The organism is Cutibacterium sp. LaCa_255, from assembly GCF_057458005.1.
In genome coordinates this window covers 1,073,816-1,099,895 of record NZ_CP190956.1, presented here as the reverse complement: position 1 = coordinate 1,099,895, position 26,080 = coordinate 1,073,816, and the positions used below count along the sequence as shown (strand labels likewise).

The 26,080-nt window shown below is 65.4% G+C and carries 22 protein-coding genes, 1 tRNA gene and 2 pseudogenes; 9 read left to right on the top strand and 16 right to left on the bottom strand.

Annotated features, from left to right (window positions below; all coding sequences use genetic code 11):
- Positions 1-53: 53 nt before the first annotated feature.
- Positions 54-1,255 (top strand): annotated as a pseudogene (locus ACP8ML_RS04900) (SLC13 family permease); the annotation flags it as partial.
- A gap of 16 nt (positions 1,256-1,271) precedes the next feature.
- Here the strand turns inward: ACP8ML_RS04900 and ACP8ML_RS04895 are convergent.
- From ACP8ML_RS04895 to pdxS, 5 genes are read right to left on the bottom strand one after another with little or no spacing between them, the layout of a single operon-like run.
- Entirely contained in the window at positions 1,272-2,642 is a 1,371-nt protein-coding gene (locus ACP8ML_RS04895) for an APC family permease (protein ID WP_063279691.1), read from the bottom strand.
- Entirely contained in the window at positions 2,639-3,343 is a 705-nt protein-coding gene (gene bioD / locus ACP8ML_RS04890) for a dethiobiotin synthase (RefSeq protein WP_016667461.1), read from the bottom strand. Before bioD ends, ACP8ML_RS04895 begins: the two co-directional genes overlap by 4 nt.
- Positions 3,340-4,677: an adenosylmethionine--8-amino-7-oxononanoate transaminase gene (bioA, locus tag ACP8ML_RS04885; protein WP_063279690.1), complete on the bottom strand. Its 1,338-nt coding sequence runs from the start codon at positions 4,675-4,677 to the stop codon at positions 3,340-3,342. Before bioA ends, bioD begins: the two co-directional genes overlap by 4 nt.
- Before the next feature lie 18 nt (positions 4,678-4,695).
- Positions 4,696-5,403: a pyridoxal 5'-phosphate synthase glutaminase subunit PdxT gene (pdxT, locus tag ACP8ML_RS04880; protein ID WP_117189565.1), complete on the bottom strand. Its 708-nt coding sequence runs from the start codon at positions 5,401-5,403 to the stop codon at positions 4,696-4,698.
- A complete protein-coding gene (pdxS, locus tag ACP8ML_RS04875) occupies positions 5,354-6,250 on the bottom strand; it encodes a pyridoxal 5'-phosphate synthase lyase subunit PdxS (protein WP_081302560.1) in 897 nt (298 codons plus the stop codon). Before pdxS ends, pdxT begins: the two co-directional genes overlap by 50 nt.
- 83 nt (positions 6,251-6,333) lie before the next feature.
- Between pdxS and pdxR the strand changes: the two genes are divergently transcribed.
- Positions 6,334-7,740, top strand: coding sequence for a MocR-like pyridoxine biosynthesis transcription factor PdxR (pdxR, locus tag ACP8ML_RS04870; protein WP_171048645.1), 1,407 nt, complete (start codon positions 6,334-6,336; stop codon positions 7,738-7,740).
- Between the two features lie 52 nt (positions 7,741-7,792).
- On the opposite strand, the gene cysK is transcribed toward pdxR, so the two are convergent.
- From cysK to ACP8ML_RS04855, 3 genes are all read right to left on the bottom strand, one after another.
- Positions 7,793-8,728 (bottom strand): cysteine synthase A, encoded by a 936-nt coding sequence (gene cysK, locus ACP8ML_RS04865; protein ID WP_016667456.1) that lies wholly within the window; start codon positions 8,726-8,728, stop codon positions 7,793-7,795.
- Positions 8,729-8,802: 74 nt separating this feature from the next.
- Positions 8,803-9,030 carry a sulfurtransferase TusA family protein gene (locus ACP8ML_RS04860; RefSeq protein ID WP_117189563.1) on the bottom strand — a complete coding sequence of 76 codons (228 nt, stop codon included), beginning with the start codon at positions 9,028-9,030 and terminating at the stop codon, positions 8,803-8,805.
- Entirely contained in the window at positions 9,027-10,031 is a 1,005-nt protein-coding gene (locus ACP8ML_RS04855) for a YeeE/YedE family protein (protein WP_249361287.1), read from the bottom strand. Before ACP8ML_RS04855 ends, ACP8ML_RS04860 begins: the two co-directional genes overlap by 4 nt.
- Before the next feature lie 255 nt (positions 10,032-10,286).
- Here ACP8ML_RS04855 and ACP8ML_RS04850 point away from each other — a divergent pair.
- Positions 10,287-10,383 (top strand): annotated as a pseudogene (locus ACP8ML_RS04850) (kinetochore protein); the annotation flags it as partial.
- A gap of 180 nt (positions 10,384-10,563) precedes the next feature.
- Here the strand turns inward: ACP8ML_RS04850 and otsB are convergent.
- Entirely contained in the window at positions 10,564-11,457 is an 894-nt protein-coding gene (otsB, locus tag ACP8ML_RS04845) for a trehalose-phosphatase (protein ID WP_462552499.1), read from the bottom strand.
- Between the two features lie 125 nt (positions 11,458-11,582).
- On the opposite strand from otsB, the gene ACP8ML_RS04840 reads away from it, so the two are divergent.
- Positions 11,583-12,986, top strand: a complete 1,404-nt coding sequence (locus ACP8ML_RS04840; protein ID WP_065672627.1) for an alpha,alpha-trehalose-phosphate synthase (UDP-forming) — start codon at positions 11,583-11,585, stop codon at positions 12,984-12,986.
- A 132-nt stretch (positions 12,987-13,118) separates the two neighbouring features.
- Here ACP8ML_RS04840 and ACP8ML_RS04835 read toward each other — a convergent pair.
- The 4 genes from ACP8ML_RS04835 to dnaG form a co-directional block, all read right to left on the bottom strand.
- A tRNA-Asn gene (locus ACP8ML_RS04835) sits at positions 13,119-13,191 on the bottom strand.
- A gap of 96 nt (positions 13,192-13,287) precedes the next feature.
- Positions 13,288-13,803, bottom strand: a complete 516-nt coding sequence (locus ACP8ML_RS04830; protein WP_171048639.1) for a hypothetical protein — start codon at positions 13,801-13,803, stop codon at positions 13,288-13,290.
- 4 nt (positions 13,804-13,807) lie between these two features.
- On the bottom strand, positions 13,808-14,620 hold the full coding sequence (locus tag ACP8ML_RS04825; RefSeq protein ID WP_016667450.1) for a sigma-70 family RNA polymerase sigma factor: 813 nt from the start codon (positions 14,618-14,620) through the stop codon (positions 13,808-13,810).
- An 86-nt stretch (positions 14,621-14,706) separates the two neighbouring features.
- Positions 14,707-16,569 carry a DNA primase gene (gene dnaG / locus ACP8ML_RS04820; protein ID WP_171048638.1) on the bottom strand — a complete coding sequence of 621 codons (1,863 nt, stop codon included), beginning with the start codon at positions 16,567-16,569 and terminating at the stop codon, positions 14,707-14,709.
- A gap of 24 nt (positions 16,570-16,593) precedes the next feature.
- On the opposite strand from dnaG, the gene ACP8ML_RS04815 reads away from it, so the two are divergent.
- Complete coding sequence (locus ACP8ML_RS04815; protein ID WP_117189559.1) at positions 16,594-17,388, top strand: ABC transporter permease; 795 nt, start codon at positions 16,594-16,596, stop codon at positions 17,386-17,388.
- Between the two features lie 31 nt (positions 17,389-17,419).
- Here ACP8ML_RS04815 and ACP8ML_RS04810 read toward each other — a convergent pair whose 3' ends face one another.
- Together ACP8ML_RS04810 and dusB are read right to left on the bottom strand one after the other, a co-directional pair.
- Positions 17,420-18,538, bottom strand: coding sequence for an HD domain-containing protein (locus tag ACP8ML_RS04810; RefSeq protein WP_117189558.1), 1,119 nt, complete (start codon positions 18,536-18,538; stop codon positions 17,420-17,422).
- Positions 18,539-18,586: 48 nt separating this feature from the next.
- A complete protein-coding gene (gene dusB, locus ACP8ML_RS04805) occupies positions 18,587-19,732 on the bottom strand; it encodes a tRNA dihydrouridine synthase DusB (protein WP_270235925.1) in 1,146 nt (381 codons plus the stop codon).
- Positions 19,733-19,868: 136 nt separating this feature from the next.
- Here dusB and bluB point away from each other — a divergent pair, with 136 nt between their 5' ends.
- Entirely contained in the window at positions 19,869-21,635 is a 1,767-nt protein-coding gene (gene bluB, locus ACP8ML_RS04800; RefSeq protein WP_117189557.1) for a 5,6-dimethylbenzimidazole synthase, read from the top strand.
- Between the two features lie 60 nt (positions 21,636-21,695).
- On the opposite strand, the gene ACP8ML_RS04795 is transcribed toward bluB, so the two are convergent.
- Positions 21,696-22,448 carry an NUDIX hydrolase gene (locus ACP8ML_RS04795; protein WP_117189556.1) on the bottom strand — a complete coding sequence of 251 codons (753 nt, stop codon included), beginning with the start codon at positions 22,446-22,448 and terminating at the stop codon, positions 21,696-21,698.
- 99 nt (positions 22,449-22,547) lie between these two features.
- Between ACP8ML_RS04795 and nadA the strand changes: the two genes are divergently transcribed.
- Genes nadA through nadC form a run of 3 tightly spaced genes read left to right on the top strand, consistent with a single transcriptional unit; the run spans position 22,548 to position 26,015 of the window.
- On the top strand, positions 22,548-23,555 hold the full coding sequence (gene nadA / locus ACP8ML_RS04790; protein ID WP_117189555.1) for a quinolinate synthase NadA: 1,008 nt from the start codon (positions 22,548-22,550) through the stop codon (positions 23,553-23,555).
- A complete protein-coding gene (gene nadB, locus ACP8ML_RS04785; protein ID WP_117189554.1) occupies positions 23,548-25,128 on the top strand; it encodes an L-aspartate oxidase in 1,581 nt (526 codons plus the stop codon). Before nadA ends, nadB begins: the two co-directional genes overlap by 8 nt.
- On the top strand, positions 25,125-26,015 hold the full coding sequence (gene nadC, locus ACP8ML_RS04780; protein ID WP_065672622.1) for a carboxylating nicotinate-nucleotide diphosphorylase: 891 nt from the start codon (positions 25,125-25,127) through the stop codon (positions 26,013-26,015). The genes nadB and nadC overlap by 4 nt, the downstream gene beginning before the upstream one ends.
- The last annotated feature ends 65 nt before the right edge of the window (positions 26,016-26,080 follow it).

Below are 26,080 nucleotides of genomic sequence, written 5' to 3'. Positions count from 1 at the left end.
CAGTGACGTTGTGGTTGGCTGAGACACTCGGCGTGGTGGTCCTCGTCACCGTGATGATCTTCGCCCTCGTCCGTCCGCACGGTCTGCCGGAGGCAACGACCGCGGTGCCGGGAGTTCTGCTGCTGTGCCTCGTCGGAACCATCAGTTGGTCCGATGCCGGCCACCAGGTCACCACCATGGGACCTACCGTCATCTTCTTGGCAGCAGTCCTCGCCCTGTCCGAGCTTGCCCGAGCCGAAGGGGTCTTCCGCTACTCCGGCGAGCTCATGGCCACCCACGCAAAATCCTCCTCGAATCGTCTTCTATTGTGGGTCTTCATCGTGGCGTCGGTAACGACGGCGGTTCTCAGCCTCGACGCCACCATCGTCCTGCTGACACCGATCGTCCTGACGACGACGAGACGACTCGAGGCCCGACCTGAACCACACCTGTACGCCACCGCACATCTGGCCAATACGGCGTCCCTGTTGCTGCCGGTGTCCAACCTCACGAACCTGCTAGCGGTGGCAGCCGTGCCCGAACTCACCTTCGGACGCTTCACCGCCGTCATGGCCCTGCCATGGCTGTTGTCCATCAGCATCGAATGGTTGGCGATGCACATCGAGTTCCGCGAGGAACTCTCCGGAAAGGTCACCGCAGAGGTCGAAAAGCAGCAACCCGCCCCGATCGCAGCTCTCATCATCCTCGGACTCACCTTGGCCGGATTCGCGGTGTGCTCGCTGCTGGGGGCCGAACCTTTCTGGGCTGCTCTGGGAGGCGTCCTCGCCTTGATGGTGCTGAGGCTCGTCCGTCACAGCGGGAACTTCGCAGTCGAGGCCGGACGCGCCCTGCGCGCAACCAAGCCCCTTTTTCTGGCCTTCGTCCTGTGCCTGGGAATCATCGTCGAGGCCGTCGTCGGCAACGGGCTGGGGGACCTTATCGACCGTCTCGTCCCCTCCGGCCAGACCTTGCTCAGCCTGCTGGCCGTCGCCGTCATCGCGGCTCTGTTGTCGAACCTCATCAACAACCTGCCCGCAGTGATGGTTCTTCTGCCCTTCGTCTCCCCCGCCGGGTGGGTCGCAGTGCTGGCCATGCTCATCGGGGTCAACATCGGCCCCAACCTCAGCTACGCCGGATCCCTGGCCACCCTCTTGTGGCGTCGCATCATCGGCGAACATGACCGACCTGCCCCCATCGGCAGATTCACCCGGCTGGGCCTGCTCACCGTTCCCGCGAGCATCCTCGTCTCGGTGTGCGCGGTGTGGGCGATAAGCGGCCTCTTCGGGGCGGAATTACGCCTGATGTGAGGCCAGTTTCCCAGCCTGACGTGACCTGTGCGCCCGAGCGATGATCGCACCAATGACACCAGCCGCGAGCCAGCTGAGGCCCACGATCCGCGTCATCTCCTCGGTCTTCGCCAGGGCGATGAGCAGGGTCAGGGCACCCAGGATCGGGACGACGAGGTGACGCATCCACTTGCGTGAGCCCTCCTTGAACACGCACTGGGCAATGACGTCAGCATGCAGGAAGACGTAGCTCGACAGCGCACCGAAGGTCACCAGGGTCGTCATCGTCTCGACGTGGGAGGCGAAGGTGACGGCCAGGATGACGGTGACGGTGGCGACGACAACGGTGGCCACCCACGGCACACCCTTGGAACTGGTGCGCGAGAGCACCGAGGGCATCACCTTGTCACGAGCCATGGCGAAGACCAGCCGGGCCGTCGACGAATGGGCGACGACCAGGCAGGCGAAGATGGCGACGAAGGCATTGACGACGGTGAAGATCGAGGTGAACCAGCCCGGGCACACCTGATCGACGGTGCGGTAGAAGGCCCGATCGGTCGCCCCGCCGGGAGCGAAGTGCATGGTGTCAGAGACCAGACCGGCGGCCAACACCTGCACCCCGAAGAGGACGGCGAGCAGGCCGACGAGGAGGAGGGTGACGATGCCGACGGCTCGGCCTCCCCCACGGGCCTCCTCGTTCAGGGTGGCGACAGCGTCGAAACCGAGGTAGCTCAGCGCGGCTATGGACACCGCCGAGGCCACCGACACCCACGACGTCCCCGGACGCCACAGGGCATGCCAACTCCACGCCACGTCGCCACTGGCCAACCCTTGCCCGACGCACACCAGGAAGACGGCGATCGTCACCAACTGGATGGCCAGCAGGACGAGGCCAACCCGGGTGGTGACCGTCGCCCCTTGCAGGTTGAGGGCCATGGAGGCCAGCACGAAGACCACGGCGAAGATTCCCGTCGGGACGCTGGGCCAGATGTGGGCCAGGGCGACGGCCGAGAGCACCGTCAACAAGGAAGGCATGAGGATGTAGTCAAGCAGGATGAGCCATCCGGCGATGAACCCGGGGAATCGCCCCAGGGAGAACCGGGTGTACCCGTACACCGATCCGGCAACTGGAAAGCGCAGGGCCATCTCGCGATAGCTGATGGCCGAGAGTCCCATGACGGCAGCGGCCACCAGGTACACCAGCACCGGTACCCCACCGGAGCGGTTAACCACCGGGCCGAAGACGGCGACCGGGGCCATCGGGACGAAGAAGAGCAGTCCGTAGACCAACAGCGAACCGAGGGGAAGCTGACGGTTCAGACTGGGCTGGTAGCCCAGGTCCTCCAACTGGGAGTCGGGGGCGAGGGTTACGCTCACTGAGTTTCTCCCAGTGTCAGGGCCGTCCGCTGAACGGCGCCGGGGTCTTTCCCAATGCCGGCCGGAATGACTCCAGCCAATGGGGCTCCGGCAGCATCCTCGATCTCCTCGAGGTTGCACCTCTCGGCCAGGTCGGGCTCGGCCGGCCAGGACCCGATGATGATGGCGTCGACCTGGTGGCCGCGATCGCGGATCGCATTGCAGGTCAGTCCGGTGTGGTTGAGGGTGCCCAGCACCGAGCGGGTCGCGACGACCACGTGGGGCTCGTGTCCACGGCGTGCCAGGGAATCCATGAGATCGAGGACACCGGCTCCGTCGTTGTCCAGACCGACGAGAACTCCCCCTGCGCCTTCGACGAGAGTGACGTCGTAACCGTCGGAGTCGACAAGGACTCGCGCCGCGACCTCCTCGATGGAAGGAATCGTCATCCCAGCGCGGGCAGCCGACGTCGTCGGGGCCAGCGGCTCAGGACAGCGCGCGTACTCGAGCAGATTCTCGGAATCAATTCCTGCCAGACGTCCTGCGTCATGGACGTCGCCGGGTTCCTCGGGGGCCAAACCGGTTTGGTAGGGCTTGACGATGAGGACGTCCTTGCCGGCCTGCTTCAGGGCCGAGGCGATGACGGCCGTCGTGACGGTCTTGCCGGCATCGGTGTCGGTTCCGGTGACGATGACGATTCCGTCCAGATCGGTGATCTTCATGACTCCTCCAATGACGTGTGTGTCAGCTGATCGGTGACGACTGCCCGCATTCCGGCAGCCATCCCCACCAGGTCGTCCTCGGTGCAGATGTAGGGCGGCATGGCGTAGACGAGGTCGCGGAAGGGGCGCAACCACACCTGGTTCTCGACGGCGGTACGGGTGGCTCGTCTCATGGCGATCGGGCTGTCGACCTGAACAGCTGCGATGGCTCCGAAGACGCGCACGTCGGTGACACCGTCGAGGTCCCGCAGCGGGGTCAGCTCGCGGGACATGACCTCGTTGATCCGGGCGACATCGTCCTGCCATCCGCCCTGGGCGACGATGCCCAGGCTGGCCGCGGTGACAGCGCTGGCCAGTGGGTTGCCCATGAAGGTCGGCCCGTGCATGAGGGACCCGCCCGGGCCTCGACTGACCTCGGTGGCGAGCTCGTCGGAGCACAGCACGGCCGACTGGGTCATGTACCCGCCGGTCATGGACTTCCCGACGACCATGATGTCGGGGACGATGTCGGCCCACTCACAGGCGAAGAGCTTTCCGGTACGACCGAATCCGGTGGCGACCTCGTCAGCGATGAGAACGAGGTCCAGATCGTCAGCGCGCTGGCGGAGGTGCTTCAGACATGCCGGAGACCACGGCCACATGCCGCCCGCCCCCTGCAGGATCGGCTCGACGATGATGCCGGCCAGCTCGTCGCGGTGGGCGTCGACAATATCATCGGTCTGGTCGCACCAGGTCTCGACGGCATCGACATCGGCATCGAAGGAGGGCGGGCGAGGCAGGAAGAGCTGCCGGGGAATCGAGTCGGAGAACATGGCGTGCATGCCGCCGACCGGGTCGCACACGCTCATGGCACCGAGGGTGTCTCCGTGGTAGGCACCACGCAGGGCGGCGATACGAGTACGGGTGAGGGTACCGCCACGCGCAGCAGTGCGCGCAATTTGCACCTGACGAGCCAATTTGAGGCTCACCTCGACACCCACCGAGCCGGAGTCGGCCAGGAAGACCCGATCCAACGGTTCCGGGGCGAGGTCGACGAGGGCCTTGACGGCGTCGACGGCTGCCTGGTGGGTGAGCCCACCGAACATCACATGGCTGAACTGGGAACTCTGACGGCTCACGGCCTCGTCGAGGACAGGGTTGCGGTAACCATGGATCTGGCACCACCACGAGGCCATGCCATCAATGACCTCGTAGCGGTGTTCCCCGTCATGGAGCTGCAACCGGACCCCGTCGGCGGCCGTGACGGCAAGCATCGGATCGGCCCCGACCGTCGGAGCATAGGGGTGCCAGACATGACGTCTGTCGTATTCGAGAAGATGCTGTTCAAGACTCACAGCGAGGAATGCTAGCCGTCACCCTTGAACAGTGTTCAGGAGGGGGTGGAATTGGCCGTCCCGACGGCCTGGAGACCCCTCCTGCAGCTCGTCGAGCCACCGTCGGTGCACCCGATCATCCGTCGTCTCCTCGGGATGGAAGGACAGGGCGAGGATGTTCCCCTGCCTGACACCGACGATGGCCCCACCCGCCTCGCCGGCATCGTCGGGCAGCGTCGAGATGACCTCGACCTCAGGCCCGCTACGGGTGACGATCGGAGCGCGAATGAAGGTGGCGGGGATCCCCTCGCCCACCCCATTGATGTCCAGATGTCCCTCGAAGGAGTCGAGCTGGGATCCGAACGCATTACGACGCACGGTGACGTCGAGCCGTCCGAGAGTCTGCTGGCCTGTGGCGGCGTCCTCCACCTCTGCCGCCAGCACGACGAGACCTGCACAGGTGGCCAGCACCGGAAGGCCTACGGTGATGGCTTCTCGCAGCGGGTCGGCGAGACCGAAGGATCTCATCAGCTTGTCGATGACCGTCGACTCCCCACCGGGCAGGACGATCCCGTCGAGTCCGTCAAGATCAGCCTCCCGACGGACTCGACGGGTCGTCGCGCCGAGGGATTCGAGAACCTCGATGTGCTCAGCGAATCCGCCTTGCAGGGCGACGACCCCAATGAGTGGAGCCACCTCACCAACCCCGCTCGGCCAGACGGTGCGGCGCCGGGACGTCGGCGACATTGATGCCCACCATGGCCTCGCCCAGTCCGCGGGAGACCTCGGCGATGGTGTCGGGATCGTCGTAGGCGGTGGTGGCCTTGACGATGGCAGCGGCGCGGGCAGCAGGATTGCCGGACTTGAAGATGCCAGACCCGACGAAGACACCTTGGGCGCCCATCTGCATGACGAGGGCGGCGTCAGCAGGAGTCGCCACACCACCGGCAACGAAGAGCACCACCGGGAGCTCACCCGTACGAGCCACCTCGGCGACGAGATCGTATGGGGCCTGCAGTTCCTTGGCGGCGACATAGAGCTCGTCAGGAGACATGCTGCTCAGACGTGCCATCTCGGCTCGGATGGTGCGCAGGTGGCGGACGGCCTCCGAGACGTCACCGGTGCCGGCCTCACCCTTGGAGCGGATCATGGCGGCGCCCTCGGTGATGCGACGCAGGGCCTCACCCAGGTTGGTGGCGCCGCAGACGAAGGGGACGTCAAAGGCCCACTTGTCGATATGATTGGCGTAGTCAGCCGGGCTGAGCACCTCGGACTCGTCAATGAAGTCCACCTTGAGGGATTCCAACACCTGGGCCTCGACGAAGTGGCCGATACGAGCCTTGGCCATGACGGGGATGGAGACGGCGTCGATGATTCCCTCGATGAGATCGGGATCACTCATCCGGGCCACTCCGCCCTGGGCGCGGATGTCGGCAGGGACACGTTCCAGGGCCATAACGGCGCAGGCTCCGGCATCCTCGGCGATCCTCGCCTGCTCGGGGGTGACGACGTCCATGATGACGCCGCCCTTGAGCATGTCGGCCAGTCCACGCTTGACCCGCGTGGTCCCAGTGGTAGTTGCATTCTCAGTCATGTACCTCATCGAATCGACGATTGTGGTTCATGACAAGATCCATATATGACCACTTCTGTTGGACCACTTCTCGGATGGACGAGATGAGACCGGATCTCGTCGTCGACGTCCCGCTGGATCTTCCTCAGGATTCCCGGCCGCTCCCGGTGCGGATCTGCGAGGGGGTGCGCAGTCTCATCATGGACGGGGTGCTGGCCCCGGGAGACCATCTGCCAAGTACCAGGGCCTTGTCCGCCCAACTCGGGGTGTCCCGCGGCACGGTCGTCGCCTCCTACGAACAGCTGGAGGCTGAGGGATACCTCGTCGCAGCGAGCGGGTCGGGCACCCAGGTCAACCCTGATCTGCGAGGTCTCCATCGGCGCTCCACGACGCCGACTCCGTCCCCGTCCCCTCACCATCGCCACGGAATCGATCTGACGCCGGGAGCACCTGACACGGCTGGATTGGCGAACTCAGCCTGGCGGTCAGCCTGGCATCGCGCCTGCGTCCAACCGCGCCGGATCACCGATCCGTTGGGGTCCCCTCGGCTGCGTCATGAAATCGCCGAGCACCTACGTCAGATGCGAAGCCTGCTCGCCGATCCGCGCCAAGTCGTCGTCACCGGTGGTGCCCGCGCCGGACTGGCCGAGCTCATCCAGGTGCTCTGTGACAGGTCCAGACACCTGATGGTCGGGGTCGAGAGCCCTGGGTACCCCAGCTTGAGGAAGGTGCCGACGGCGCTTGGCCATCGCATCGTCGGGCTGCCGACTGATGACCACGGACTTGACCCGGAGGGCCTTCCCACCGGAAGTGACGCGACGAATCTGGATGCGGTGCTCATCACCCCGAGCCATCAGTACCCCTGGGGAGGATCGTTGTCGGCGAGTCGTCGGGCTGCCGTCATCGAGTGGGCCGAGAGGGCGAATTGCTGGATTGTCGAGGATGACTTCGACTCCGAGCTGCGTCACGTCGGCGCTCCCCTTCCGGCGTTGGCGTCCTTGGACGAGGAACACACCATCTTGCTGGGTACCTTCTCGTCGGTACTGACCCCCGCCTTGGGGTGTGGTTATCTGGTGATCCCGCCCGACTTGATGGACCCTTTCGCCGAACAGCGTCAGGCTACCGGGCAGCCTGTTCCCGCCATTGTCCAGGAGGCCGTCGCCGACTACCTGTCGACCGGGGCATTACGGCGTCGCACCCAGCGGATGCGCCAGGTGTACCGACGCCGTCGCCACACCGTCATCGACATTCTCGGGTCGGTGCCAGGTGCGACCTTGCAGCCGATCGACGGTGGGTTGCATGCCGTGTTGCTCTTCGACGGGTCCGAGGAGGACGTCGTCAGACAGTGTCGTCACGAAGGGGTCGGCGTCACTCCCCTGTCGACCTACTGGGGATCAGCTGACGCCGACGCGGCTGGGATCGTGCTGGGTTTCGGAAGCCACGACGACGACACCCTGGCAATGGCCTTGACGACGATCGCTCGGGTGGTCGCCGACCGCACCGGTCCGTGACGCAAATCGGCCGGCACCCCGGTGGGGTACCGGCCGATCCGCGAATGAGCCGTCAGTCGACGAGGCCCTCGAAGAGAGCGGTCGACAGGTAGCGCTCACCGGTGTCGGCGATGACGACGACGATCGTCTTGCCGGCGAACTCCGGACGGGCCGCGACCTGGCCAGCGGCCTGCAGAGCGCCACCACCGGAGATGCCGGTGATGATGCCCTCCTCGGCGGCGGCACGGCGGGCGAGAGCAATGGCGTCGTCACCAGGGACGAGCAGGATCTCGTCGACGACGGACTTGTCGAGGTTCTCCGGCACGAAGCCCGGGCCCCAGCCCTGGATCTTGTGCGGCGCCTTCTCTCCCTTGGTGATGACCGGGGACTCGGCGGGCTCGGCGCCGAAGGTCTTCACCTCGGGGTTCTTCTCCTTGAGGTACTTGCCGGCACCGGAGATGGTGCCACCGGTGCCGATGCCGGCGACGATGGCGTCAACCTTGCCCTCGGTGTCGTTCCAGATCTCCTCGCCGGTGGCATCATGATGAACCTCAGGGTTGGCCGGGTTGTCGAACTGGCTGGCCAGGATGGCACCAGGGGTCTCCTTGACAATTTCGGCGGCCTTGGCGTTGGCCCCCGGAACTCCATCAGCACCCGGGGTGAGCACGAGCTCGGCACCCAGCAGACGAATGATGGCGCGACGCTCCTTGGACATGGTCTCGGGCATGGTGATGATGACCTTGTAGCCGCGAGCCGCGCCGACGAGGGCCAGGCCGACGCCGGTGTTTCCAGAGGTGGCCTCGACGATGGTGCCGCCGGGCTTGAGTTGTCCAGATGCCTCGGCCGCGTCAATGATCGACTTGGCGATGCGGTCCTTGACGCTGGAGGCCGGGTTGTAGAACTCCAGCTTGGCCAACACGGTGGCCTGGGAGTCCGGGAAGAGCTTGTTGATCTTGACCAGCGGAGTGTGGCCGATGAGCTCGGTGATGTCGTTGGCGATCGTCGTCATGGTGTCAGTCCTTTCGATTGAGATTCAAGTCCATGGGTGTTCGGAAAATCTCTGTGTGCGTAGGTTGATGCGGGTCATGCCTTTTCGACGGTTATCGTCCAGCCGGCATCACCCACCTTCCGGAAGCCGGTGACCGGATAACCGGCCGTGGCAGCCCATTCCGGGATGGATTCGGTGGCCTGGGTGCAGTCGAAGTTGATCGTCAGACGATCTCCGACTGGCAGCCCGGCGATGGCCTTCTGGGCCTCGACCAGCGGGAACGGGCACACCTGCCCACCGGTCTCGAGAACATGTGTGGTCATGACACTCCTTCAGTGACGGTGGCGGTTGGCAGCGTCCCCAGTGCGGGGTTGCGTCGGGTGAAGCCGAGCACGAAGACCTTCGTGCCGAGGCCCACGCCCAGGAACATGAAGAGGAAGGCGATCCATCCCTGGAAGCTGAACTGTGCAGTTTCGACCATCGCGTTGCCGATGGTGCAGCCTCCGGCCCAGCTGGCTCCGATTCCCATTCCGAGCCCTCCGGCGACGGACTTGACGACCTGGGCCGAGTCAGGGACGCGGACCCGAAACTCACCGGAGGCCTTGGCTGCGATGAAGGAGCCGACGAGGATGCCGACCACGAGCAGCACTCCCCAGTCGACGTATGAGGCATCTCCGGTCACCGCCCACTCCAGCAGGTTGCCGGTCGGGGTGGTGATGCCCAGTCCGGCGTGACGACCGGTGGCCTCGCCGAGCGGGTAGGTGATGATCGCGATCACCGAGATGAGGGCGGCGGTGAGGAACGGATGCCACTTGGCCTCGAAGAGCCAGTGTGCGAGGCCGGTCTTCTCCGGCGGGAGGGTGGCGACTTTTCGGGCCGGCTTGCGCAGTTGCCGCCACACCAGGGCTCCGACGACAAGGGCCAACACGATGGTGGGAATCCAGGGTGAGATTCCCAGGGCGGAAATCGTCGTCACCGGGGCCTTGAGGGACCGCACCGACTGGTTGAGCCCCGACAGGGCGCCATACTTCATGGCCGCCGCACCGATGGCATAGAAGACCAGCGCGATCCAGGAGCCGACGAGGCCCTCACCACTGCGGAACCAGGTTCCGGTGGCGCATCCGCCGGCCAGCACGATCGAAACGCCGAAGAGCAGTCCTCCGACGATGACACCGAGCCACGGCAGCGGCTTCCAGGACAGGTGGATGACGCCGAGTTGGGTCAACGTCGTGACGCCGATGGCCTGAATGGCGATCACCAGCAGGAAAGCCGTGATCCAGGTCGTGCTCCTGGCAACCCACACCTGACGAAAGGCATTGGTCACACAGAAGCGACCACGTTGCAGAACAAAGCCGAAAGCAATTCCGACGAGTAAGCCGGTAAGAATCATCGAGAATTCCGTTCAGAACAATCCGACGTCACCATTGTGGATTTTCCAAGAACACAGATGGGATCGGATTCAGGGATGGACGTGGTGCGCATGCGAGGTGCGCTGACGTGGGCTCACAACTGACCCGGATGGGGACTGCCACAGGCGCAGAGCCCGGACGACCTCACACGACCGGCGCATGAGCGATCGATATCAGCAACAACACCGACACATCGAACACATCATCATGGTGGAGCTCATGACCGATCGACCGGCACGATTACCCCAGACACGGTGTGTGTTCACCTTCTCGTCCTTCCATTCATGAACCATGATCGATGATTCCGTCACGGCGTTCACCGGCTTTCCCGGGATCTCCCCGGAGCCGCGCCACAACGTTCATCAATGGCGTCTGAAATCATGCAAGCACAGTTGACTTGAGGACTCAAGAAAAAGGCGATTTTGTCTTATAAGGTGAGATTGCGTATCACTTTGTGAAACAAACGCGATCTGCGATGGCATTGAGGAGGGAGGAGACGCCCTCTGTCTGGTCACAGATGATGTCGGCGTGATCGGCCATGGATGGCTGTTCGTCGGAGTAACTCACGACGCGTGCACCGGGGTGACCCTGCCCAATCCACTCCGAGATGACCTCCAGGGCCGGGACGTCACCCAGATCGTCGCCACACATGATGACGACCCGCGGCTCCACCTCGTCGATGAGCTCACGCAGGGCCTGGGCCTTGGTGGTGACGGCGGACTTCAACTCGATGATGTTGCGGCCGTCCTCACAGTGAAGATCGAGCTCCTCGGCGATCTCACGGACTCGCGGTACCGCGCTCGCCAGAGCATGAGCGGGATCCGCGGCCCGACGGGTGTGCAGGGCGACGGCGCGGCCCTTGTCCTCGATCCGGCAGCCGACGTCACGGGGATCCTGCTGGCCGAGCTCCTCGGCAAGCTGCTCGAGACGCCCCTTGGCGATTCGCACCGAGTCCGGCACCTCAGGATCACGCAATGCCCCCGATGCGGCGTCGTAACGCTCCACCCCGTACTGCCCCAGGACGACCAGGTGCTCCAGGCCAGGGACATCGTCGACAGCCGTCATGCGTCGCACTGCGGCGACCTCTCGGCCAGTGACGATGGCCATGGTGGCGAGCTTGCCGTCCATCCGCGACATCGCGTCGCGGGACTCCTGGGCCATCACCGAGTCAGCGGGATCATCGACGATGGGTGCCAGGGTGCCATCGAAGTCCAGGGCGAGAAGCACTGAGCTCGGATCGGCGGCGACAGCGTCGAGAATCCCCCTTCCGGCCTCAGTGAGAGGGGTCCAGGACTTTTCGGTTGGAGCAGGGCGGTCAGTCATGGCCCCATCGTCACACACATCGGTCCCATGGCGGGCCCTCAGCCGCCAAATAGCGAGGATCGTCCTCGGACGGAAACTCCTGCTTGGTAGCGTGAAAGTGGGCCTGCTGTGCAGCAGGACCTCCATGAGAGGTGTGATCAGAGATGTCGGAGACCGTCCAGGACAAGGTTGATTTCCTTGTCATCGCAAACCGCCTACCCGTGGACCGGAAGGTCGACGATGAGGGTAACGTCAGCTGGCAGTCCTCCCCCGGTGGTCTGGTGACGGCGCTTGAGCCGGTCATGCAGCGCAAGGGTGGCGCCTGGATCGGATGGCACGGTGCTCCCGACGAGGTCGTCGAGCCCTTCCACCATGACGGCTACGACATTCACCCGATTCCCCTGAGCGCCCAGGAGGTCGAGGAGTACTACGAGGGATTCTCCAACGCGACGCTGTGGCCGCTGTACCACGACTGCGTCGTCGAGCCGGTGTTCCACCGCGAATGGTGGGAGGCCTACCAGAAGGTCAACAAGCGCTTTGCCGAGCAGGGCGCTGAGCTGGCGGCCGAGGGCGCCACGGTGTGGGTGCAGGATTACCAGCTCAACCTCGTCCCGAAGTACCTGCGCGAGATGCGCCCCGACCTGCGTATCGGCTTCTTCCTCCACATTCCGTTCCCGCCGATCGAGCTCTACAGCCGTCTGCCGTGGCGCGAGGAGCTCGTCGAGGGTCTGCTGGGGGCCGACCTCGTCGGATTCCAGACCCCGGGTGCAGCCGCGAACTTCCTGCGCCTGGCCAAGCGTCGTCCGGGCGTCACGGCCTCTCGCGGTCGCGCTCACACTCCCGACGGACGCGACGTCATTGCTCGCGACTTCCCGATCTCAATCGACTCGCGTGGATTCCACGAGTTGGCCACCTCGGAGAAGGTGCAGGCCGAGGCTGCGAAGTTGCGCGAGGACCTGGGCAACCCGGAGACGATCATCTTCGGCGTCGACCGTCTGGACTACACCAAGGGTCTTCGTCAGCGCATCCGCGCCGTCGGAGAGCTGTTCAAGGAGGGCAAGCTCGATCCTCACGAGGTCGTCTTCCTGCAGCTGGCCACCCCGTCGCGTGAGCGCGTCGAGGAGTACAAGATCCTGCGCGACGACATCAACCAGCTCGTCGGCCAGATCAACTCGAAGGTGGGGACAATCGCCAACCGGGCGCTCGTCTACCGCAACGAGTCGGTGCCTCGTGAAGTCCTCGCCGCCATGTACCAGGTGGCTGATCTCATGCTCGTCACCCCGGTGCGCGACGGCATGAACCTCGTTGCCAAGGAGTACATCGCCTGCCGCTCCAACGACGACTCGGCCTTGGTGCTCTCCGAGTTCGCCGGTGCCGCTCGAGAGCTCAAGCAGGCCTACATGGTCAACCCGTATGACATCGACGGCATGAAGGCCACGATCATGAAGGCCCTCACTGACTCCCCGAGGGTCAAGGCCCGCAAGATGCGCTCCATGCGTCGTCAGGTTTTCGACAAGACGATCGACGTCTGGGCCGATGACTTCCTCACGGAGCTGGAAGGTCGCTGAGCGACAGACGGACACATTGACGTTGACGGCGGCCGGTCGGTGATCACCGACCGGCCGCCGTCAACGTCAATGCTCAATGCTGTCTGGGCATGAAAAATCCCAGATCCGAAATCGGATCTGGGATGATCTGCGCTCCCCCGACTGGACTCGAACCAGTAACCCTCTGATTAACAGTCAGATGCTCTGCCAATTGAGCTACAGGGGATCAGCGCCCCGGGCGCGAAATGAAACACTAGCAGCGCTCTTCGCCAGATGACAAATCGTTGGCATTTGTCGAGTTCTGGGCAACGGCGCGACCTCGTCAGTTCCACTCCTTCTTGAGAGCGTCAGTGGCCTCCAACACCTTCTGACGGGTCTCGGGGTCATCGAGGTCGGCGGACTCCCGAGCCATCGCGGTCCAGGTGATGGCTCCTTCCGGGACGGCTAGGTGGCCGGCCGGAACACGCCCGGCGACGAGGACGTCTCCGCCACGCACCGGAACGGTTCGGGTCGCGGCGATCGACTCGGTGACCCGCGCTCGAAACACCTCAGGGATCTTGCCGGGCTTCTCCAACACCGCCGAGGCACCAGATCCGTCCAGGAAGTCCCAGGTCAGCGTCGCGGTGTCGCCATTCCAGCCACCATGGACGATCTCGTGCCAAGCGACCGCGGAGTCCGTCTCGTCGGTCAGGATGACGAGCCCCTCCGTCACCGCGATGACGGTCGCCCTCTCTCCTCTCCCGCAGGCGAGCACCTTGACGTCGTCGAACCCGAGTACGGCTCGCACTCGGGTCATTTCCTCAGAACTGGGCCCTTTCGTCCACCACATGGCGTCCATCCTGTCACGCCGCCCCAGCCTGCTGCAGATGACGTCGCAGCCGATCCAGTGCCCTCTGCTCGATCCGCCGGACGCTGGAGGCGGACATCCCCATCTCCTCGCCCACCGCCTCGAAACTCATGGGTTCTCCCTCGAATCCATGACGCAATGCCACGACTTGCCGTTCCTGCCCCGCCAGCACGGCAAGCAGGTGGAGTTCCGGACGGACTGGTCGTCCTCGTGGGGCCGCCACGTGTTCGAGGACGTCGCTGTCGACCTCCCAACACTCGGCGCGCCGCTGCTCAACCCACATGACGTCCTTGCCCATGCACTCGGCAATCGCCTCGCTGGTCGGCACCTGCCGGGACCGCGTCGTCAACTCCTCCTCGACTCGGGCGACCTCGGCTGACTCCCTCATCGCGGCCCGGGACCTGGCGCCACGCAGGCGGACAACCTCCTCGCCGACACGACGACGGATCCAGGTCCAGGCGACCGTCGAGAATCGAGCCCCTCGGCGCTCGTCGTACCTCTCGACCGCCTCTCCCAGCCCCACGCAGCCGGCCTGGATGAGATCCTCGACGCTGCATCGATAGGTCGCAGCAGCTTGACGAGCCTGGGTGAGCACCATCGCGAGCATCTGTCGCCAGAGCTCCTGCCTGGCTACTGCTCCGTCGTCGGAAATCGCGTTCAACTCGGAGACGGTGACCGGTGTCGTGGCCAGGAACCGTCCGGACAAGATGGCATCAGCAATCACCCCGGCATCGAGTCTGCGAAAGAGCTCGCGCTCATCGGCAAGGTCCAGGGCGACGACATCGTCGATGAAATCCGTGTATCTCATGGTCTGACGATGACTCGCCCCGGGCCACGGTGGAACCCTTCCGCGGTGATCTGTGGACGGCGAATGAGCTGTCCACAGATGTCACATCAGGCCGAGGTCGCTCCACCAGCGAGAATGAGACTCTTGCGCAGCGCCTCGAGGGTCACCAGGTCGGAGAACATCGCGTCGTAGAGCTTACGATCCTGGTTCGGGTTGGTGCGTTGCAGGCGAGACTTGAGGTTGGCGATGTCGTCAGTAATGGACAGCAATCGCACCCGCGCGGCGTACGCAGCGGCGTAGCTCTGGTCCGGCTCCTCGCGCAAGATGGGCTCGACGAGGAGGGCCACCTCGAGCTGTTTCACCTGCGGGTCGCTCGTCGCCTTACCGACTTCCTCGGCCCAGTTCTCCTGACCACGAGGCACTGACAGGATGGCCTCGAAAACCGCCTGGTAGGCGGGGTGACGCAGGTCCTCAACCTCGACCTGGTCCCAGTCCTCGTCGAAGAGATCGGGGTATTGCAGGACAAGTTTGAGGAATCCGCGCTCCACGGACAGCGAGATGTCGGCCGGGTCGGGCCACGGGATACCAGCGGGTTGCTGGGGCTGGGGCGGAGGCACCACCGTCACGGCATGATGTTGCTTGCCGGCACGGGACACCTCACGACGCACCAGATCGATGTCGGCACCCACCACCTGGGAGAGCTCGCGCAGATAACCATCGACCAAGGACTGATCACGAATACTCGTCACGAGCGGGGCTGCAGCCCTGACCGCGGCGACGCGTCCATCCGCTCGGTCGAGGTCGAACTGGCTGACCGTGTTCTCCATGACGTAGCGGTACAGCGGAATCCGTCGGGCCACCAATTCCCGAACCGCCTCCGGGCCGCGCTGCATGAGAAGGTCACACGGGTCAAGGCCGGTGGGCTCTATGGCCACATAGGTCTGGGCGGAGAACTGCTTGTCACCGCGGAACACCTTGAGGGCGGCCTTCTGGCCGGCGGCGTCACCGTCAAAGGTGAAGATGACCTCGCCATTGAGGGAACCGCTGTTGCCCATGAGCCGTTGGATGAGTCGGGCATGGTCCTCACCGAACGCGGTTCCACAGGCCGCGACAGCTGTGTCGATGCCGGACAGGTGCGCCGCCATGACGTCCGTGTACCCCTCGACGATGACAGCCTGACTCTTCTTGCCGATGTTGGCTCGAGCCATGTCCAAGCCATAGAGGACGTGCGACTTCTTGTAGACCGGGGTCTCGGGGGTGTTGACGTACTTGGCCGGCAGACGATCGTCGTCATAAACCCGCCGAGCCCCGAAACCCAGCACGGATTTTCCGGAATCCTTGATCGGCCACAGCACACGTCCCTGGAAGAAGTCCCAGCCCTGGGATCGCACCAGGCCGGACTCGATGAGGGCCTTGGGTGTGAACCCTTTGGCCAACAGGTGGTCGCGCAGCACGTGGCCGCCGCGCGGCGCATATCCCATCCCGAACTGCACCGCGGCATCCTGGGAGAATCCGCGCCCGGCGACGAAATCTCGGGCTATCTGACCTTCCTTCGTCGACATCTGGGCCTGGAAGAACTCCGCGGCTGCCTCGTTGGCGGCCAGGATCTGCATGCGTAGACCTGGTTCCAGCCCGGGGCGACCGTCGTCGACGATGCGCAGCTGTACACCAACCTTGTCGGCGAGACGCTGGACGGCCTCGACGAAGGTGAGGTTGTCGATCTTCTGGACGAAGGAGATGGTGTCGCCACCTTCCCCACACCCGAAACAGTAGAACAGCCCACGGGAAGGGGTCACCTGGAAACTGGGCGTCTTCTCGTCGTGGAAGGGGCACAGCCCCTTCAGGGAACCGCCGCCGGCATTGCGCAGGGCCACATATTCGCCGACGACCTCGTCGATCCGAGCGCGTTCCCGGACCAGCGCGATGTCCTCCTCGTTGATCCGGCCAGCCATGCCCACGATCCTACCCATCTGCGCAGGACATGCTATCCATGCATGCAGGTGGGCCAAATTGGTGCCAAACTTTCCGCCGTGACAGTGAACCCCACCTGGCAGCTCGCCCTGGCGATGGTCATGCTCGTCGTGCTGGCCGTCGTCGCCTCACTCCTTGGACGTCTGGGCATCGCCAAGTCGTCCGTGATCGCGTCGATCCGCGCCGTCGTGCAGCTCGGAATCGTCTCCGTCATCCTCGTCTATGCCCTCGCCCATCTGTGGGCTGCTTGCCTGTTCACCCTGCTGATGTTCGCCATCGCGGTTCGCACGACGGCGAATCGTTCCGGAGTCGGCAAGGCCTGGATCTGGGCCGCGGTGGCCATGCTTGCCGGGGTGAGTCCGGTCCTCCTCATCATCTTCGCGACGGGTTGCGCGCCGTTCAGCCCCGCTTCCCTCATCCCGGTGGCCGGCATCATCATCGGCAACATCATGAGCGGTCACACCCTGGCATGCCGCCGTTTCTTCGCTGACCTGCGCGAGGGAATCGGCATCTTCGAGGCTGGTCTGGCCGTCGGTTTCCCGCGTCGGGACGCCATCGCTCTGGTGACCGAACCGAGCGTCACGGAATCCGTGTTGCCCACCGTGGACCGCACGGCGACCGTCGGTCTGGTGACCTTGCCGGGCGCCTTCGTCGGTGTGCTGCTCGGTGGCGGTTCGGCTCTCCAGGCCGGTGCTGCCCAGGCCCTCGTCCTCATCGGCATCCTGGCGGGCCAGACCGTCACCGTGGTGGTGGCGCACGAACTGGTCAAGAGGGCGAAGCTGTTGCCCGATGATCTGGCGGGCAAGCTACACCCGTGACAACACCCTGATCAACGCCCCCTGACAGTTGTCAGAAACCCCTGCCCATACCCTTGGGCAGCCGGCTGCGATCCCATCCCAGCAGCTGGGTTGCCCGGGAGAAGGCGAACTGATCGGTCATTCCCCCCACATATGCCACGACCTGATGGATTCGGTCGGCATCGGTCTCGAGGAATTCGGCCGGCACATCATCAATGTGTCCCTGGTAGTACGCGACCAATCCGTGCAGAACCTCGATGACGGCCTCCGACTGCCCCAATGACTCGGGCCTGGTGTAGATCCGCTCATAGTTGAAGGCCCTGAGAGCCGCCAGGGCGTCCGCGACGTCGGCTGCCATCCCCACCCGTCCAGTTGCGCAGGTGGTGTCGACGACGGACCGGATGAAGACCGACAACTGTGTGCGCCGATCCGTCCCAGCCACCTCGACGACGACCTGCGGCAGATCCGCGACGGTGACGATCCCCGCCTTGATAGCGTCTTCCAGGTCATGGGCGCAATAGGCGATCCGGTCGGCGAACGAGACGACCTCCCCCTCGACGGTGCTGGGGGCCGGACGCGACCAGGAATGGTTACGGACGCCGTCCAGGGTCTCCGCGCACAGATTGAGACTCGCCAGACTGACGTCCGCGCCCCACGGCCCGTGATCGAAACCCTCCGGGATGAAGGCGTCGAAGGCCTGCTCCGACGCGTGACCTCCCGGTCCGTGGCCGCAGTCGTGCCCCAGTGCCATGGCGTCGGCCAGGGTGACATTAGCTCCGATGCCGGCCGCGATGGATCGAGCCACCTGGGCCACCTCGAGGGCGTGGGTCAGGCGGGTGCGCTGGTGATCAGTGGGATGGACGACGACCTGGGTCTTGCCTGCCAGTCGCCGGAAAGACGTGGAGTGGACGATCCGGTCCCGATCCCGCTCGAAGCAGGTCCGCTCGGGATCCGGCTCCTCCGGGATGGCGCGGTTCCCTGCGCCGTGGGCACTAGTGGCTCCCGGACGCAGGAGGAGGTTCTCCCTCTCCTCCCGAATCTCCCGTCCGACGACCTCTCCGGCCTCGATTCGTACGCCACCTGACGGATGGGCATGGACGACGTCATCAACGCCGCGATGACCGGCCATCGTCAGGGCCCAGGCCCGGGCACGTTCTCCCACTTCGGACATGGTTCCATCCTGTCCCACCTCGGCCCGTGGGACCAGACCCGGGTGGGATCAGCCCCCGGAAGCGTCAATCTCGGCGGCCGACAGATCGTCGTCGTCGAGGGTGCGCGAGTCCAGCCAACCGTGGGGCATGACGACCTTGCGACGCGGGGTGCCCTGGCGGCCACGTGCCTTACCGAGTTCCTTGACGGGAAAGGGCGCATCGTGGTCGAGGGTGGCCAGCAGTGCGTCGAGTTCCTCGAAGCTGGAGATCTGCCCCAAGGCGTGACGGGTCTCCCCACCCACTGGAAAACCCTTGAGGTACCAGGCCATGTGCTTTCGCATGTCAACCAGGCCATGGATGCCCTGATACCTCACGAGCAACTCGGCGTGACGTCGGATCATCGTACAGACCTCACCCAGGGCCGGCAGGGTGGTCGTGTCGCGACCGGCGAAGGCGTCTGCCAGGTCGCGGAAGAGCCAGGGACGGCCCAGGCAACCGCGTCCGACCTCCACGCCAGCGCATCCGGTCTGCTCGACCATCGCCATGGCGTCTCTGGACTCCCAGATGTCGCCGTTTCCGATGACCGGGACGTCGACGGTCTCGACGAGGTCGCCGATGGCCTCCCAGTGGGAGTGCCCGGCATAGGCCTCGGCGACGGTGCGAGCGTGCAGGCACACCGCAGCCGCCCCGGAGTCGACGGCGACGCGGGCAGAGTCGAGGTAGGTGATGTGGTCGGGGTCGATGCCGATACGGGTCTTGACGGTGACGGGAACTCCGTGGGCGTCGCCGGCCTGGACGGCAGCGGAGACGACCGCGGCGAACCGGTCGAGCTTCCAGGGCAGGACTCCCCCGCCGCCTTTGCGAGTGACCTTCGGTACCGGGCAGCCGAAGTTGAGATCGACATGGTTGACCCTGTACTTCTCGCACAGGATCGACGTGGCCTCACCGACCATTCCGGGGTCGACCCCGTAGAGCTGCACGGAACGGACGTCCTCGCAGTCAGCGAAGGCGAGCATGTCGTGGGTCTTGTGGTCACCATGGACCAGGCCGCGAGAGGTGATCATCTCGCAGACGTAGAGCCCTGCCCCCTGCTCGGCACACAGCTGACGGAAAGCGGCATTGGTGACACCGGCCATCGGTGCCAACACCACCGGAGTGTCCACCGAAACGGTGCCGCCAGAAGGCGCGGTCAAGGTCAGAGGGTTGGAAGGCATTCGCCCATGGTAGACGTGGCACACCGGCTCGACCGAAACCGTCGTGCCCGCCCCGTGGCACCACAAGCCGCCGCAAACGGCCTCGCCACACCATCCCGGCGACGAGCCGCGACGGGCTTCCCACTACCCTCGTGCTGTGAGCACCCCTGATGAGACCGCATCCACCAGCGAGCGTTGGGCCCGCCCGATCCCCCGGATCGGCGACACCACCTCCTCGGCCACTCGCGCCGCTGATCCCGCTGGGTGGTCCCTGGGTGACCAGGTGCAGCAGGGGCTCGACACCGCCATCGACGCCCGCCGTGACATCCGTCGTTACCGCAACGACGACGTCCCCGAAGACCTCGTCAATACCGTCCTGTGGGCTGGCCACCGCGCCCCCAGCGTCGGTCACAGCCAGCCGTGGCGGTTCATCGTGGTGCGTGACGCCGACACCCGCGATCGTGCCGCCGTCATGGCCGACCGGGAGCGACTGCGTCAGGCCGACTTGCTGACCCCGGATCGTCGCGCCCGGCTCCTCGATCTCCAGCTCGAGGGGATCCGTGAGGCCCCGGTCGGCGTCGTCGTGGCCTGCGATCGTCGCACCCCGGCGTCAGGGGTGCTGGGACGCAACACCTTCACCGACGCCGACATGTGGAGTTGTGCCTGCGCCGTGGAGAACATGTGGCTGACTGCCCGCGCCCACGGACTCGGAATGGGATGGGTGACCCTCTTCCAGCCAGAGGAACTCGCCGCCCTGCTTCACCTGCCCGAGGGGGTGGAGACCCTCGGCTGGTTGTGCCTGGGGTGGCCTGACGAACGTCCCCCGGCCCCGGGACTCGAGCGACGCGGCTGGTCCCGTCGGCTCCCGCTGGCCGACGTCACCCTGGCCGATCGCTGGCCCGACGACGATCAGCCCGAGGCCCCCGTCTCTGCTCTTCGGGAGACCCTGCACTCACCTGACCGCCATCGGGTGGTAGCAGCCCACGACGATGCCGACCAGCTCCTCACCCCGCCTGGATCTCTCGGCCTGCTCGACCAGACCCTGGACCGCGTCGAAGCCGCAGGCGGAACTGAGATCACGGGCGGCACCCTCGTCCTCGTCGGGGCGGACCACCCGGTCGCCGACCTGGAGGTGACGGCCTTCGACCCCACAGTGACCCATGACGCCATGGCTGCCTCGGTTGCCGGAACGGGGCTCGGCGTGTCGACGGCCACGGCCGCCGAGCTCTCCCATCTCGTTGTTGACGCCGGTGTCGCACAGCCAGTGGAGGGTGCTCGCTCCATGCGCGTTCCCGGAGAACGCGGTGATCTTCTGCATACCGACGCCATGACCCCAGCCCAGGTCGAGGCCCTGCTGCGCGATGGTCGGGCCCTGGGCAAGGAGGCTGCCGAGGCCGGCCTGGTGTGCCTGGGAGAGGTCGGTGTCGGAAACACCACCGTTGCCACGGCTCTGGCCTGCGCCCTCACCGGTCTGGATCCCACGAAGGCCGTCGGCCTAGGAGCCAGCAGCGACACCGCCATGGTTGAGCGCAAGGCTGATGTCATCACAGCTGCGCTGGCCCGCACCCAGGCCGGCCCCAACGACCCCGAGCATCTCCTGGCATCCCTCGGCGGACCGGAGTTCGTCGTCCTCGCCGGAGTGTGTCTAGGGGCCGCCCAGGCCGGGTCCCCCGTCGTCCTGGACGGGCTGGCCACCAGCGTCGCAGCCCTCATCGCCACCAAGCTCTCGCCAGGTCTTCACGGCTGGCTCGTCGCCTCCCACGCGTCCCGGGAGCACGCTCACCAAGCCGTGCTGGCCGAGCTTGGGGTGGAACCCCTCATGGAATTGCGGATGCGAGCCGGTGAGGGTGTCGGCGCATGTCTTGGAGCCCAGATGATCCTCACTGGTCTTCAAGTGCGACGGACGGCCGCGCGCACGCGTTGAACTCAGCTGAGGCGTCTGGTTGAGCCACTGGGTCGCAAGGGTTCAGTCAGGCCTCAAGACTCATTGTCCCGTGAGGTTGTCCCGTGACGCCGGGCGCAGCACGGCGAAGGGATCGGTGACCTCGTAGTCGTGTCGGGTGAAGGTCCAGGTGGCCGGTGGCCGGCCTCCTCTTTCCCCCGACTCCTCTAGGTGACCGGTCTTGACGATCTGGCCACGGCGACGCAGCACTCGTGAGAGGTTCGTGACGTCGACGTCATGGCCCAGACAAGCGCAATAGATGTCGCGCAACTGGGCCAGGGTGAACTCTGCAGGCGCAAGGGCATGGGCGATGTTGGTGTAGGAGATCTTGCCACGCAGTCTGACGACGGCTTCCTCGACGGCCTGCGCGTGGTCGAAGGCCATCGGTACGGACTCCCGCACAGGCAGCCAGCGCGCTCCCCCGCCAGCCTCGACGCCGGGGGCCACCAGACCGAGGTATGTCGTCGCGACCGTCCTCTCGAAGGGGTCACGTCCCGGCTCGGAGCGCGTGGACAACTGCTCGTGGTGGCCCAACAGTGAGACGTCCAACAGACCCTTGAGGTGGCGGACGACGGCCTGCTCCATGGTCTCACAGACCTCGAGTGGCCCACCGGGCAGAGCAGGCATCCCGGTGAACGGTTCGCGAGCACGATCTTTGACCACTACCTCGAGATCATCCCCCGCGACCCTGACGACGACGACCAGCACCTCGTGACGATACTTCGCCACCCCGCGCTGGTCTCGATAGGTCGGACGCGGGGCGGAATCTCCGGCGTCTCCGTGAGCCGTTGTCATCACGGAGTCAGCTTATCCGGATGCCTCGACGATCCCATTTTCGTCTCCGAGACGAGTAGTTCTAGGCTAGACGTCGATTACCTGAAAGGAGTCGTTCCCGTGACCACCGACTGCGCCACTACCCGAGTTTCCTCGACCTGGGCCGACACTGTCCGTCGCCTCGCAAAGGAGCGCGACGCGATCATCCTCGCCCACAACTACCAGGCCCCCGAGATCCAGGACGTGGCTGACCACGTCGGCGACTCCCTGGCCCTCGCGCGCCTGGCCGCCAAGAGCTCGGCAAGCACCATCGTGCTGGCTGGGGTCCACTTCATGGCCGAGACCGCTGCCCTGCTGTGCCCCGACAGGACCGTCCTCATCCCTGACGCCCAGGCCGGCTGCTCCCTGGCCGACTCCCTCACCGTCGAACAGCTGCGGGCCTGGAAGGCCGAGCATCCCGACGCTGCCGTCGTCACCTACGTCAACACCACCGCCGAGGTGAAGGCCGAGTCCGACATCTGCTGCACCAGCTCCAATGCCGTCGACGTCGTCAACTCCCTACCTGCCGACCAGGAGATCCTCTTCGGTCCTGACCAGTTCCTCGGTGCCCATGTGCGCCGCATGACCGGACGCCACAACATCCACGTCTGGATGGGCGAGTGCCACGTGCACGCCGACATCTCCCCCACCGAGCTGTGTGACCAGGTCAAGGCCAATCCCGAGGCCGACCTCTACATCCACCCCGAGTGTGGCTGCACGACCAGCGCCCTGTGGCTGACCAGAAACGGCGACCTTCCCCAGGATCGTACCCATGTGTTGTCGACCGGCGGAATGCTCGATGCCGCCCGCGCCACCCGCAATAGCCACGTCCTGGTCGCCACCGAGACCGGCATGCTCCACCAGCTGCGTCAGGCCAATCCCGGCACCACCTTCACCGCGGTCAACCCGGATGCCGTCTGCCCCTTCATGAAGATGATCACTCCGGAGAAACTGCTGCGCTGCCTGGAGACCGGGGCCGAGGCCGTCACCGTCGATCCCGCCCTGGCCGAGAAGGCTCGCAGAGCCGTTGAGCGCATGATCGCCATCGGCGGGACGGCCGCCCCCGTCAAGGAGTCGGCTCATGCCTGAGCATCAATGCGACGTTCTCGTCGTCGGCAGCGGAGCCGCGGGCCTGTCCTGCGCTCTGGCCGCTGCCGAGATCGGGCGCTCCGTGACGATCATGACCCGCGAGGGGATAGACGACTCCTCCACCGATCTGGCGCAGGGTGGTCTGGCTGCGGTCTGGGGCAAGGATGACTCCTTCTCCCTCCATCTCGACGACACCCTCGCGGCAGGTGCTGGGCTGTGCCACCGCGACAACGTCGACGACCTGGTCCACCACGCCCCGGGAGCCCTGCGTCATCTCATGGGCCTCGGAGCTCACTTCGACACCGGGGCCGATGGCGAGCCGGATCTCCACCTCGAAGGGGGCCACCATGCTCGTCGAGTTCTCCATGCCGAATGCGACCGATCCGGACACGAGGTCCATCAGTGCCTCAGCGCTCAGTTGGAGGGAACCGGGATCACCGTCCTGACGGGTACCCGTCTCATCGACCTCATCATCGGTCCGAATGGGGATGTATGCGGTGTGACGGCTCTGTCTGACGGAAATGCGGTGATGATTCCGGCGCGTTGCGTCGTACTGGCGACCGGGGGCATCGGAGCGCTGTGGTCGGCCACCTCCAACCCCTCGGTGTGTACCGGTGACGGGATGGCGGCAGCCCTGCGCGCCGGACTGACGATCCGCAACCCCGAGTTCATGCAATTCCACCCCACCGTTCTCTTCCTCCCCGGGAACGAGGGCCGATCTCCCCTCATCTCGGAGGCGGTGCGCGGCGAGGGTGCCGTCCTCCTGGACGTCAACGGTCGTCGCATCATGACCGGAGTCCACCCGCTCGCCGACCTCGCACCCCGCGACATCGTCTCCGCCGCCGAGCACGAGGCCATGATCGCCACCGGATCTGACCACGTACTCCTCGACGCGACCGGGTTCGGCGAGGACATGTGGCGGCATCGCTTCCCGACGATCCTGACCAGCTGTCGAGAACACGGCATCGACCCTTGTACCGAGCCGATCCCGGTCGCTCCAGGAGCTCATTACCACTGCGGTGGCATCGCCGCCGGCATGGATGGACGCACCTCGGTCCCCGGCCTGCTGACCGTCGGCGAGGCTGCCTGCACAGGAGTTCACGGGGCCAATCGTCTGGCCTCGAATTCCTTGACCGAGGCCCTCATCGCTGGCGAGCGCAGCGGACGCTGCTCCACCAGTCCCACTGGCCCGCTCTCCCCGACGTCCCACGTCCCTGAGCAGCTGCGCCATCGTCGCTGGCTACCGGGCGAGCATCTGGAGTCCGTGCAGGCCATCATGGACCGCGACGTCTTCATCAGTCGCAATGCCACCGGTCTGCAGCGAGCCCTCCGAGACCTGCACCGGATGACTCCCACCGAGGGGCTCGAAGACGCCACCCTCACCGCGACCAATGCCGCTCTGGTCGCGACAACCCTGGCGATCGCGGCCCTGTGGCGCACGGAGTCCCGGGGAGCTCATCGCCGCAGCGATCATCCGGGTCAGAACCCGTCCTTCCAGCTGCACACTGACCTGCGCCTCGTCGGTGGACGTCCGACGGTCATCACGCGCAGCCAGGAGAGGAGCATCGCATGACCGCACTGCCGCACGATCTGGTCCGCACCATCTCCGAACGCGGGCTCGATCCCGACCTCGTCGTCAGAACCATCGAGGCCTGTCTGGACGAGGACCTGCGCGGCGGAACTGACGTCACCACCGAGTCGATCTTCGGTGGGGCCGCCGGCCGAGCCGACATCAGAGCTCGTCAAAACGGCTGCCTGGCCGGGGTTCCAGTCGCCGCTGCCGTGCTGCACCTCCTCGCCAACCGCACCGGAACCAATGTCGAGTTCACCACCCACCACGACGACGGCACCCGGGTCTCCCCCGGCGACGCCGTCGCGACCGTCTCGGGGCCGCTGCGCACCCTGCTGGTGGCAGAGCGCACCATGCTCAACCTGGCCAGTCATCTCTCCGGAGTGGCGACGGCCACCTCCCAGTGGGTTGATGCCCTGGCAAGCACCGACACCAAGGTCCGCGACACCCGCAAGACCGTCCCCGGTCTGCGTGACCTCGACAAGTACGCGGTGCGCTGCGGAGGTGGGCTCAACCATCGCATGGGACTGTCGGATGCTGCCCTCGTCAAGGACAACCACATCGCCGTGGCCGGGTCTCTGACGGCCGCTGTCGAAGCGGTGCGATCCCACCAGCCCGATATCGTCTGCGAGGTGGAGTGTGACACCGTCGACCAGGTGCGCGAGGCCGTCGAGGCAGGTGTGACGACGATTCTGCTCGACAACATGGACGACTCCCTCATGACGGAGTCAGTCAGCATCTGTCGGCCCCGCGGTGTCATCACCGAAGCCTCTGGTGGCCTGACACTCGACCGAGCCAAGGATGTGGCCGCGACCGGGGTCGACTACATAGCGGTGGGTGCCATCACCCATTCCGCCCCGGTGCTCGACCTGGGTCTGGACTTCGACTGAGCCGGATCCCGTACACATCACGCGAGAGGGCTGGTACCCGTCACGGATACCAGCCCTCTCGTCGT